Annotated in this window: 12 protein-coding genes; 11 read left to right on the top strand and 1 reads right to left on the bottom strand. The window is 71.1% G+C overall.

Annotation, left to right across the window (positions count from 1 at the left end; translation table 11 throughout):
* Positions 1-58 precede the first annotated feature (58 nt).
* Positions 59-1,432, bottom strand: a complete 1,374-nt coding sequence (locus M4D53_RS07430) for a M23 family metallopeptidase (RefSeq protein ID WP_259953071.1) — start codon at positions 1,430-1,432, stop codon at positions 59-61.
* A gap of 218 nt (positions 1,433-1,650) precedes the next feature.
* Between M4D53_RS07430 and M4D53_RS07425 the strand changes: the two genes are divergently transcribed.
* Genes M4D53_RS07425 through M4D53_RS07375 form a run of 11 tightly spaced genes read left to right on the top strand, consistent with a single transcriptional unit; the run spans position 1,651 to position 10,626 of the window.
* Positions 1,651-1,905: a flagellar FlbD family protein gene (locus M4D53_RS07425; RefSeq protein ID WP_187663401.1), complete on the top strand. Its 255-nt coding sequence runs from the start codon at positions 1,651-1,653 to the stop codon at positions 1,903-1,905.
* Positions 1,905-2,717 (top strand): motility protein A, encoded by an 813-nt coding sequence (locus tag M4D53_RS07420; protein WP_071327503.1) that lies wholly within the window; start codon positions 1,905-1,907, stop codon positions 2,715-2,717. The genes M4D53_RS07425 and M4D53_RS07420 overlap by 1 nt, the downstream gene beginning before the upstream one ends.
* A complete protein-coding gene (locus M4D53_RS07415; RefSeq protein WP_187663400.1) occupies positions 2,714-3,523 on the top strand; it encodes an OmpA/MotB family protein in 810 nt (269 codons plus the stop codon). Before M4D53_RS07420 ends, M4D53_RS07415 begins: the two co-directional genes overlap by 4 nt.
* A gap of 49 nt (positions 3,524-3,572) precedes the next feature.
* On the top strand, positions 3,573-4,493 hold the full coding sequence (locus M4D53_RS07410) for a flagellar motor switch protein FliM (protein WP_232089266.1): 921 nt from the start codon (positions 3,573-3,575) through the stop codon (positions 4,491-4,493).
* Positions 4,490-5,149 carry a flagellar motor switch protein FliN gene (gene fliN, locus M4D53_RS07405; protein WP_259953068.1) on the top strand — a complete coding sequence of 220 codons (660 nt, stop codon included), beginning with the start codon at positions 4,490-4,492 and terminating at the stop codon, positions 5,147-5,149. Before M4D53_RS07410 ends, fliN begins: the two co-directional genes overlap by 4 nt.
* Before the next feature lie 50 nt (positions 5,150-5,199).
* On the top strand, positions 5,200-5,637 hold the full coding sequence (locus tag M4D53_RS07400) for a FliO/MopB family protein (protein WP_259953066.1): 438 nt from the start codon (positions 5,200-5,202) through the stop codon (positions 5,635-5,637).
* A complete protein-coding gene (gene fliP / locus M4D53_RS07395; protein WP_187663397.1) occupies positions 5,634-6,443 on the top strand; it encodes a flagellar type III secretion system pore protein FliP in 810 nt (269 codons plus the stop codon). The genes M4D53_RS07400 and fliP overlap by 4 nt, the downstream gene beginning before the upstream one ends.
* Positions 6,440-6,712 (top strand): flagellar biosynthesis protein FliQ, encoded by a 273-nt coding sequence (gene fliQ / locus M4D53_RS07390; protein ID WP_025104366.1) that lies wholly within the window; start codon positions 6,440-6,442, stop codon positions 6,710-6,712. Before fliP ends, fliQ begins: the two co-directional genes overlap by 4 nt.
* 4 nt (positions 6,713-6,716) lie before the next feature.
* A complete protein-coding gene (locus M4D53_RS07385; RefSeq protein WP_187663396.1) occupies positions 6,717-7,478 on the top strand; it encodes a flagellar biosynthetic protein FliR in 762 nt (253 codons plus the stop codon).
* Complete coding sequence (locus tag M4D53_RS07380; protein WP_187663395.1) at positions 7,475-8,566, top strand: EscU/YscU/HrcU family type III secretion system export apparatus switch protein; 1,092 nt, start codon at positions 7,475-7,477, stop codon at positions 8,564-8,566. The genes M4D53_RS07385 and M4D53_RS07380 overlap by 4 nt, the downstream gene beginning before the upstream one ends.
* Complete coding sequence (locus tag M4D53_RS07375; RefSeq protein WP_259953062.1) at positions 8,563-10,626, top strand: flagellar biosynthesis protein FlhA; 2,064 nt, start codon at positions 8,563-8,565, stop codon at positions 10,624-10,626. Before M4D53_RS07380 ends, M4D53_RS07375 begins: the two co-directional genes overlap by 4 nt.
* Positions 10,627-10,629 lie beyond the last annotated feature (3 nt).

The following is a 10,629-nucleotide window of genomic DNA, read 5'->3' as shown; positions in this document are numbered from 1 at the left end:
CCGCCGTATCCACGTGGATACGGCGGGGCCTCGGCGACAACACGGGGTTTCGGGCGCCTCAGACGTAGATGCCGCGCTGCTCCATGAAGCGCACGGGGTTCGTGTACCCGCCGTTGATGTAGACCTCGAAGTGGAGGTGGCATCCGAACGATCGCCCGGTGTCACCGGCATAGGCGATGACCTGGCCGGAGCGCACCCACTGTCCGCTGCGCACGTTGATGCCGCCCGGCTTGATGTGGGCGTATCCCGTGCTGATGCCGCCGCCGTGCTGGATGCGGATGTAGTTGCCGTAGTTCCCGTTCGGTCCGGCATAGTCGACCGTGCCGGAGTTCGCGGCGTAGATCGCGGCGCCGCAGCCGTTGGCGAGGTCCGCACCGTAGTGGAAACTCGACGAGCAGCCCTGAGGACCGCAGATGGGGGTGCGCGGGCCGTAGCTCGAGCTGCGCGCGCCGCCGTGCGGGCGGACCCAGCCACCGTTGCCCGCGGAGCCGCCGCCACCGCCACCGCCACCACCGCCGCTGGTCCCCCGAGCGGCAGCTGCCGCCGCCGCGGCCGCCGCAGCCGCCTCGCGCTTGCGGCGGGCTTCCTCTTCCCGCCGCCGCGCCTCGACGCCCGCCTGGTACCCCGCGACCGTCTTGGTCGTGGTGTCCTTGAGGGCCGCCAGCTGCGCCTTGAGGGTCTCGAGGTTCGCCGCCTGCTCGTCGAGTGCGGCCTGCGCGGCGTCCGCGGCCTGCTGCGCCGCGACCATCTTCTGCTCGGCGACCTGCTGCAGGCGGTCGCGCTCGTCCCGGGCGACGTCGGCCTGCGCCGTCAGCGCCTGGGCGGTGTCGCGCGCCGAGACGGCGTTGTCGTAGGTGGTCTGGTTGTACTCGAGGAACTTGTTCATCGTGCCGAGGCGCGACAGGAGTTCGTCGGCGTTGGCGCCTGACCCTGCGAAGAACAGCTCCAGAGCGGTGTCGTCCCCGCCGCTGCGGTACAGCTGGGCGGCGACCTGACCGGCTTTCTTCGCCGTCTCCTCCGCGAGCGCCGACTGCTCGTCGGCCTGAGCCTGCAGGGTCTCCGCCTCCGTGATGGCCGCGAAGTACGCCTGCTGCGCCTCGTAGAACTCGTCCGACGCGACCTGCGCCGCCGCCTGGGTCTCGGCGACCTTGCGCTCGAGGGACTGGATCAGCCCCTGGATCCGGGTGACCTCACCGGCCTTGGCCGCCTCGTTGTTCTTCGCCCGCTGGACGTCGTCCCAGCTCGGGTAGGACGCCGCGTGCGCGGCGGTGACGCCGGACCCGACGCCGAAGGCGGCGAGCGCGACCACGCCCAGCGCCCCGATCCCGAAGGCGCTGCGGCGGCTGACCGGCTGGCGCCACAGCGCGCCCCGCTCGGCCGCCGTCGGCGCGCAGCCGCATTCCTCGGCCGCCGTCGCCGCGGCCTTCTCCACGTTCCGATCCCGCACAAGGCTCCCTTCGCCCGCTGCTCATCGTCCCCCGCCCCTGATCCCTATCGGCGACGACGCGCCCGTCGTGAGGAAGATCCCCGTCCGCTCGGGCACCGGCGCTAACGACGCGCAGCACCCGGCCGACAGTCCCCTCCGACAGCCCAGGACGGGCCGTCGGTTCCCCGCTTCCGGGCGGGGCGAGCTTTTCCAGGATGGAGCCCATGATCGTCCTCACGCGCCTGAACCGTTCCCGGTTCGCGGTGAACCCCGACCTGATCGAACGTGTCCAGGCCACGCCGGACACGACGATCACGATGGTCGACGGCGCGACCTTCGTCGTCACGGAGACGATGGACGACGTGATCGCCCGCATCACCCGGTTCCGCGCCGGTGTCCTCGCGACCGCCGCCGCGCTGGTCGCGGCCGGCACCGAGGACCCCCTGCCCGGCGCTGACGTGACGGGAGGGGACGCCTGATGGATCCGTCTCTCATCCTCGGGCTCGTCCTCGCGTTCGGCGCCCTGATCGCCATGATCAACCTGGAGGGCGCGACGGTCGGGTCGCTCCTGCTCCCGGCTCCCATGGTGCTCGTCTTCGGCGCCACGATCGCGGTCGGGCTCGCCAGCGGCACGCTGCGCGACGCCCTGCACGCCGTGAAGTCCCTCCCCCGCGCCTTCCGCGGCGAGCGGCGCACCGCGCAGAGCACGATCGACACCGTGGTCGGCTACGCGGAGAAGGCCCGCTCCGAGGGCCTGCTCGCGCTGGAGCAGGGTCTGGACGAGGAGAAGGACCCGTTCCTGCGGCAGGCCCTGCAGAGCATCGCCGACGGCACGGACGCGGAGGACCTGCGGGTGCTCCTCGAGGACGAGCTCACGTCCACCGCCGCCCGGAACCGCACCGCCTCGCGCTTCTACATGACCCTCGGCGGGTTCGCTCCCACGGTGGGCATCATCGGCACGGTGGTCAGCCTCACCCACGTGCTGGAGAAGCTCGACAAGCCGGACACGCTCGGCCCGATGATCGCCGCGGCCTTCGTCGCCACGCTGTGGGGCCTGCTGTCGGCGAACTTCATCTGGCTGCCGATCGGCGGCCGGCTGCAGCGCCTCGGCGAGCTGGAGCTCGAACGCATGACGGTGCTGATGGAGGGCATGCTCGCCGTGCAGGCCGGCGCCGCCCCCGCCCACGTCCGCGAACGTCTGAGCGCGCTCGTCTCCGACCGCTCCCCCGGCCGCTCCCGCCGCCGCGAGCAGCCCGCGGAGACGGAGGCGCACGAGGACCTCTTCTCATGAGCGTGCGCACCCGACGCCGCGTCCAGGAGTCCGAGCACAGCGGACCGGACGAGCGCTGGATGGCGTCCTACCTCGACATGGTCACGGTGCTCATGTGCATGTTCATCGTGCTGTTCGCGATGTCGACGGTCGACCAGGAGAAGTTCGAGGCCCTCAGCGCCTCGCTCGCGACGGGTTTCGGCCAGGAGCCCTCGGACGACGTCGACGTGACCAGCGGCGTGGTCGTGCCTCCGGAGCTCATCGACGACGAGGGCCAGGACTTCGCCGACACGGGCCTGGAGGCCGCGGAGCGCGAGTTCGACGAGCTGTCCGCCCTGCGCGAGCGGCTGCGTCAGGTCCTCGCCGAACGGGGACTGGAGACCGACGTCACCTTCACGATCGATGAGCGCGGGCTGACCATCGGACTGGTGAGCGCCGAGACCTTCTTCACCACCAACAGCACGGATCTCAGTCCGGCCGCGACGCAGGTGCTGGACGCCCTGGGTTCGGTCCTCGTCTCCGCGCCGAACGAGATCTCGGTGGAGGGGCACGCCGACGCCCGCGGCTCGGTCGCACCCTTCCCGACCAACTGGGAGCTCTCGGCCGGACGCTCGACCCAGGTGCTGCGCTATCTCGTGGAGGCAGCCGGCCTGCCCCCCGCACACCTCAAATCCGTGGGCTTCGGCGACACCCGTCCGGTGGCCGCCGGGAGCACCCCCGAGCAGCTCGCCGAGAACCGCCGCGTGGACATCGTCATCCTCTCCGACGCCAGCGAGGAGGTGCGAGCGCTGATCCCTGCCGCGGGTGCTGCGCAGACCTCCCCCTGACCTGCCCCTAACGCACGCCGATCACCGCCCGATAGTCGGGTTCGTGGTGATGGATGACGGCGTGCGCTCGCGAGTGCGCGCGGAAACGGCGACCGCCGACGTCGAGGTCTACGACTTCGGCCGGGCGGCGACGCTGTCGCGCGAGCACGCCCGCACCCTGGAGCTCGCGTTCGAGACGTTCGCCCGGCAATGGTCGGCCCAGCTCTCGGGCAAGATCCACGTGCGCGCGACCATCGCCGTCGAGCACGTGGGCATGCTGACGTACGGCGAGTACGCGCAGTCGCTGCCCACGACCACGACCATGATCGTGTGCGCGCTGCCGGATTCCGACGAGCGCCTGATCGTGCAGGTGCCGATCCCGACCGCGACCTCCTGGATCGTGCAGATGGTCGGCGGCCGGGTCACCGCCACCGCCGAGGACCGCACGTTCACCCCGATCGAGCAGGCGCTGATCCGGTCGTTGATCGGCGACGCGATCGATCACCTCACCGGCAGCCTCGACGGACTGCTGCCCACCGGGGTCGCCGTCGCCGGCATCCAGTACAGCTCCCAGTTCGCTCAGGTCGCCGCCGCCGGGGAGCCGGTGATCGTGGCGCGTCTGTCGATGCGCCACGGCGGCCGGACCGTCCCCGCCAGCATCATGCTCCCCGCCTCGGTGCTCGCCGGCTTCGCGGTGCGCGCCTCCGACGCCGACCGCTCCGAGACCCCCGGTCTCGTGCGCCGCCAGGTGGAATCGACTCCGGTCGAGATCGCGCTCCGGCTGGCACCGCGGACCGTGCTGCCCCGTGAGGTGCTCGACCTCGCCGTCGGGGATCTGCTGCCCCTGCCGCATGCCGCCGACCGTCCGATGCTCCTCACCGTCGGAGATCAGACCGTCGCGACGGCGGCCGTCGGCAGTGCCGGTGCCCGCCTCGCCTGCGTCGTGACCGCCACCGTCCCCGAAACCGCCCCCGCTCAGGAGTCCGCGTGATCAGCACCACCGCCTACGAGTCCGCCGTCGCCGCCGCGTTCGCGGCGCGACTGCCCACCGCCGCACCGGTCACCGCCCGCGCCTCCCAGGCGTCCGGGGATACCGGGGAGGCCGTCGTGGCGCAGTTCGTCGGAGAGGCGAGCGCGCAGCTCGCCGTGCAGCTCCTCGACGCCGACGTGCTGGTCGACGGCCTCGGGGACCGTCCGCTCACGGACCGGCTCCTGGATGCGCTCGAGGCCGCCGCGACCGCCCTCGGCCCCGGGCTGCTGGGCGAGGCGGCGGTCGGCGACGCCTCGGCCGTCTTCGCCGACCCGCAGACCCAGCTCTTCGACCTCGTGGACCACACCGAGCGGACCATCGGCCGACTCGCGGTGCGGATCACGCATCGCCCGGCGCGTCCGACGGGAGCCGACGGCCGCCTGCACCGCATCGCGGGCGTCGAGATGGAGCTCACGGTGGAGGTCGGCCGCACCCGCATGGCGGTCCGCGACGTGCTCGACCTCGAGCCGGGTCGCATCGTGGAGCTCGACCGCTCCGCGGGAGCCCCGGCGGACGTCAAGCTCAACGGACGCACGATCGCACACGGCGAGGTCGTCGTCGTGGATCAGGACTACGCGGTGCGGATCACCCGCATCCTCGAGAACGTCGAGGCCTGACCCTGGACGACCTCCTGCTCGCGCTGCGGGTCGGGCTGTCGCTCGCCGCAGTGCTCGGGCTGCTCTGGTTCCTGCAGCGACGGGTGTCGAAGACCCAGGCGCGGCGCCGTGACGCGGAGGCGATCACGGTGCTCGGACGCCAGGGCATCGGCCCGAAGGCGCAGCTCGTGGTCGTGCAGACCGACGACGCGCGCTACGTCCTCGGGGTCACCGAGCACGGCGTGAGCGTGGTCGACCGCCTCCCCGTCCGAGCCGAGGTCCGGGACACCTCGGAGACGGCATCCGCGTCCGAGCGCGATACGGTGAGCGACGACGCCGAGTTCGACCGCATCCTCGCCGCGGCCGCCCTCACCGGCACACCGGCAGCGGGCACCGCCGCACCGGAGCTCCGTCGCCGCGTACGGCACCGCAACGACCCGCTCCGCGGTTCCATCCTCTCCCCCGATACCTGGCGGCAGACCGCCGAGGCCCTCCGGCGCGCCCGATGAGCGCGAGCCGTGCCGTCGATCGCGCTCGCGCCTCGCGGCTCCTCGTCGTCGTCGCGGGCGCGATCCTCCTGGCCCTGGTCCTCGTCGTCGTCACCGGCGGCGCCGCGCACGCCGAGATCACCCCGGACGACGGGGAGGGCGTGACGATCGACATCAACGGGATCGACGGCGGGCCGTCCGGATCGATCCTCACCCTCCTGGGGATCACGCTGCTGTCGGTGGCCCCCGCACTGCTGCTGATGATGACGTCGTTCACGAAGATCTTCGTGGTGCTCGCCATGACCAGGAACGCGCTGTCCCTCCCCACCATCCCGCCGAACCAGGTGCTGGCCGGGCTGTCGCTCTTCCTGTCGCTGTTCATCATGTGGCCGGTCCTGACCGAGATCAACACGCTGGCCGTCCAGCCGTACATCGACGGCGCGCTCACGTTCACGCAGGCCGTCGACGTCGGGCAGGGCCCGCTGCGGGAGTGGATGCTGCACTACACGCGCGAGGAGGACCTCGCGCTGATGACCCGTATGGCCGCGCAGGACAACCCGGAGGACCCCGCGAGCGTGCCGATGTACACGCTCATCCCCGCGTTCATGATCTCGGAGCTCCGGGCCGCGTTCATCATCGGCTTCGTGATCTTCGTGCCGTTCCTCGTGATCGACCTCGTGGTGGCCGCGGCGCTGATGTCGATGGGCATGATGATGCTCCCGCCGGTCATGATCTCGCTGCCGTTCAAGATCCTGCTGTTCATCCTCGTCGACGGCTGGGGGCTCATCATCAAAGCCCTCCTGGAGAGCTACGGAGGTGTGGGATGAGCCCCGAGGCCGTCCTCGACATCGGCGCCCAGGGGCTGCTGATCGCGGCCAAGCTCGCCGCACCGATGCTGATCACGGCGCTCGTGGTGGGCTTCGCGATCTCGCTGCTGCAGTCCATCACCCAGGTGCAGGAGGTGACGCTGTCGTTCGTGCCGAAGATCGTCGCCGTCGGCATCGCCCTGCTCATCGCCGGGAACTGGATGATCGCCGAGATCATCGCCTTCACGAACGAGATGTTCGCCCGCATCCCGTCTCTGCTGAGCGGATGAGCCCGTGTTCATCCCGATCGACTTCGCGTGGCTGGAGGCCACGCTGCTCGCCGCCGTGCGGATCACGGCGTTCATCATGATCGCCCCGCCGTTCTCGTATCGGGCGATCCCGGTGCGGGTGAAGGCGATGCTCTCGATCGGACTGTCCCTCGCGGTGGGTGCCGCGGTCGCCCCGGGCTACGAGAGCCTCGACACGGGGCCGTTCCTCGGCGCACTCGTGATCCAGCTCCTCACCGGTGCCCTGCTGGGCTTCCTCGTGCTGCTCTGCTTCTCCGCGGTGCAGGCCGCGGGCAGCCTGATCGACGTGTTCGGCGGGTTCCAGCTCGCCCAGGCCTTCGACCCGGCGGCGATGGTCAACGGCGCGCAGTTCACCCGGCTGTTCCACCTGACGGCGCTCACGCTGCTCTTCGCCTCCGGCGGCTATCAGCTCATCCTCGCCGGGCTCGCCCGCAGCTTCGACGCCGTTCCGGTCGACGGCATCTTCCGTGTGGCGGGACCGACCGAGCTGCTCGTCGACGGGGTGTCCCAGATGGTGCTGGCGGCCGTACAGATCGCCGGCCCTCTGGTGCTGGTGCTCTTCCTCGCCGATGTCGGGCTCGGGCTCATCACGCGCGTGGCGCCGGCACTCAACGCCTTCGCGATGGGCTTCCCGGTCAAGATCCTGCTGACGCTCCTGCTCGCCGGTGCCGTGTACGTCGCGTTCCCCGGCATCGTCGACGCCCTCGCCACCCAGGCCTTCCGCATGATGCAGGGGGTGACGCCGTGAGCGGGTCGGACAGCGGCGAGCGCAGCGAGAAGGCCACCGAGAAGCACCTCCGCGAGGCCAGGCAGAAGGGCCGGATCGCCCGGAGCCAGGACCTGACGGCGTGGCTCGGCATCGGCGCCGCCGCCGTCATGATGCCCGCCGCCATCGCCGCGGGGACAGGCGCCGGCACCGAGCAGCTCATCTCCCTCACCTCGCTCATGCAGGCGCCCTCACCCGACGCCGCCCTCGCGGCCCTCGGGCGGGCCCTCGCCTCGGTGCTGCCGACCCTGGGGGCGCTGCTCGCCGCGGTCGCGATCGTGACGCTGTTCGGTGCGGTGGTGCAGGGCGGCGTGCATCTGCGGAAGCTGTCCGGGCGTTACGAGCAGTTCAACCTCGTCTCCGGGGTCCGGCGGGTGTTCGGCCTGCAGGCCCTCTGGGAGGGGGCGAAGGCCCTGCTGAAGACGGCCGCCATCGCCCTCGCCCTGTGGGTCGTCATCGCCGGCCTCATGCCCGTGCTCACCGCGAGCGGCGCCCACTCCATCTCCCGGCTGCTCGGCACCGCGGCGGACGGGACCGCCGCGCTGCTGCAGACCGCGATCGCGGTGGGCCTGGTGCTCGCGGCCATCGACCTGTTCGTGGTGATGCGTCGCAACCGCAAGCACACCCGCATGACCAAGCGCGAGGTGCGCGACGAGAACAAGAACTCCGAGGGCGATCCGCTCATCCGTCAGCAGCGCCGGTCGCGCCAGCTCGCGGTGAGCCGCAACCGCATGATCGCCGCGGTCGCCGGCTCCGACGTCGTGGTCGTCAACCCCACGCACATCGCCATCGCCTTGGAGTACGACCCCGGCACGTCCGCGCCGAAGGTCGTGGCGAAGGGCAGCGGGGTCATCGCCGAGCGCATCCGCGAGAAGGCGCTCGAGTCCGGCGTCCCCCTCGTCCGTGACGTCACCCTCGCCCGAGCCCTGCACGCCGCGTGCGAGCTGGGTCAGGAGATCCCCGAAGACCTCTACAACGCCGTGGCACGCGTGCTCGTGTTCGTCGACGCGCTCCGGCGCCGAGGCGCCGCCCGCGGCATCCACTCTCTCCCGTATCGGAGGACCGTATGAAGAAGCTGCTCATCACGCTCGGGGTGCCGATCGGCGTCGTCGGCATCATCATGCTGCTCGTCGTTCCGGTGCCGCCGTTCCTGCTCGACGTGCTGATCATCCTCAACATCATGTTCGCGCTGGTCATCCTGCTGACCTCGATGTTCGTGAAGAAGCCGCTCGACTTCTCGGTGTTCCCCTCGCTGCTGCTCGTGGCGACGCTGTTCCGGCTGGGGCTGAACGTCGCCTCCACCCGCCTCGTCCTCGGCGAGGCATATGCGGGACAGGTGATCGAGGCGTTCGGGGCGATCGCGGTGGGCGGCTCGCTCATCATCGGCGCCGTGGTCTTCCTCATCCTCGTCGTCATCCAGTTCGTCGTGGTGACCAAGGGTGCAGAGCGCGTGGCCGAGGTGGGCGCCCGGTTCACGCTCGACGCGATGCCGGGCAAGCAGATGGCCATCGACGCCGATCTCAACGCCGGCCTCATCAGCGACACCGAGGCCCGCGAACGCCGGGCGGAGGTGGCGGCCGAGTCCGACTTCTACGGGGCGATGGACGGCGCCTCGAAGTTCGTCAAGGGCGACGCGATCGCCGGACTCGTCATCATCATCATCAACCTCGTCGGCGGCATCGCGATCGGCCTCGTGCAGCACGGCATGTCGATCGACCAGGCGGTGAGCACCTACAGCCTGCTCACGATCGGCGACGGCCTCGTCACGCAGATCCCCGCCCTGCTCATGGCGGTCTCGACCGGCATGATCGTCACCCGCTCGACCGCCGAGGCCGAGATGGGATCGGCCGCGTCCACGCAGCTCGGCCAGTCGCGCAACGCCCTCATCATCGCGGGATGCGCGGCCATCGTCATGTCTCTCATCCCGCACATGCCGATGCTCCCCTTCCTGGTGATCGGCGCCCTGCTGCTCCTCATCGCGCAGCGCATCACCGCGACCCGCAAGCGCGAGGAGGCGGAGGCCGCACAGGCCCCGGCTCCCGCGCCGGTGGACCAGCCCGAGGAGCTCATCGAGCGCATGCGGGTGCATCCTCTGGAGATCCTGCTCGCCCCCGACATCGTCGACCTGGTCACCGGCGGACCCGACGACCTCCTCGCCCGGGTGAAGGCGCTGCGGCGCCGCATCGCACTCGACCTCGGTCTGGTCACCCCGCCCGTGCGCACGAGGGACAGCATCGAACTCCCCCAGGCGACGTACGTCATCCGCATCGCCGGTGTCGAGACCGGACGCGGCACCGCGCCCACCGGGTCGGTCCTGGCCCTCGGGCAGGGGCTGGACAGCCTGCCGGGGACCGCCGCTCTGGACCCGGTGTTCGGTCTCGCGGGCAAGTGGATCCCGATGGAGATGCGTCACAGCGCGGAGTTCGCCGGGGCCACGGTGATCGACAGGGCGAGCGTCATCATCACCCATCTGTCGAGCGTGATCCAGACGCACGCCGCCCGGCTGCTCACCCGGGAGGACGTCCGCCAGCTCACCGACGCCCTGAAGCAGGTCTCCCCGTCGGCGGTCGAGGAGCTCACGCCCGCCCTGCTCTCGCTCGCGGAGGTCCAGCGGGTGCTGCAGGGCCTGCTCGCCGAACGCGTGCCCATCAACGACCTCAGCCGCATCTACGAGGCGCTCGCGCTCCGTGCCAAGGTCTCCACCGATCCGGAAGGACTGATCGAGGCGGCCCGTGCCGCGCTGGGCCCTGCCATCGCCTCCCGCTTCGCCGAGGACGGCACGCTCCGGGTCGTGATGATCGCCCCGCTGCTGGAGCAGGCGATGCTGGAGAGCCTCCGTCCCGGCGACGAGGGCTCTCAGATCGTCTTCGATCCACCGCGGATGGAAGCGGTGATCGCGTCGGTGAAGCAGGCCGTGGCCGCGCAGACGGACGGCGGAGAGCCGGTGCTCGTGTGCGCACCATCGCTGCGCCCCGCCGTGCGGCGGCTGGTGTCGGCGCAGACCGACGGCCTCCCCGTGCTCTCCTACAGCGAGGCGACCGCGGCCGCCCTCACGATCGAGACGATCGGGGTGGTCCGGGACTCCTCCACCGCGTCGCTCGGGGCCGCCCCCGCCGCACCAGTAGGCTGAACG

The organism is Microbacterium meiriae (assembly GCF_025143875.1).
GTDB lineage: Bacteria > Actinomycetota > Actinomycetes > Actinomycetales > Microbacteriaceae > Microbacterium > Microbacterium meiriae.
Note: the sequence above shows the minus strand (reverse complement) of the source record. Positions and strands in the feature narration are given on the sequence as shown.

Coding starts and splice junctions, on each gene's coding strand:
- M4D53_RS07410 (WP_232089266.1), top strand. CDS start 3,573: ATGGATGACGGCGTGCGCTCGCGAGTGCGCGCGGAAACGGCGACCGCC.
- M4D53_RS07415 (WP_187663400.1), top strand. CDS start 2,714: ATGAGCGTGCGCACCCGACGCCGCGTCCAGGAGTCCGAGCACAGCGGA.
- fliQ (WP_025104366.1), top strand. CDS start 6,440: ATGAGCCCCGAGGCCGTCCTCGACATCGGCGCCCAGGGGCTGCTGATC.
- M4D53_RS07420 (WP_071327503.1), top strand. CDS start 1,905: ATGGATCCGTCTCTCATCCTCGGGCTCGTCCTCGCGTTCGGCGCCCTG.
- M4D53_RS07375 (WP_259953062.1), top strand. CDS start 8,563: ATGAAGAAGCTGCTCATCACGCTCGGGGTGCCGATCGGCGTCGTCGGC.
- M4D53_RS07425 (WP_187663401.1), top strand. CDS start 1,651: ATGATCGTCCTCACGCGCCTGAACCGTTCCCGGTTCGCGGTGAACCCC.
- fliP (WP_187663397.1), top strand. CDS start 5,634: ATGAGCGCGAGCCGTGCCGTCGATCGCGCTCGCGCCTCGCGGCTCCTC.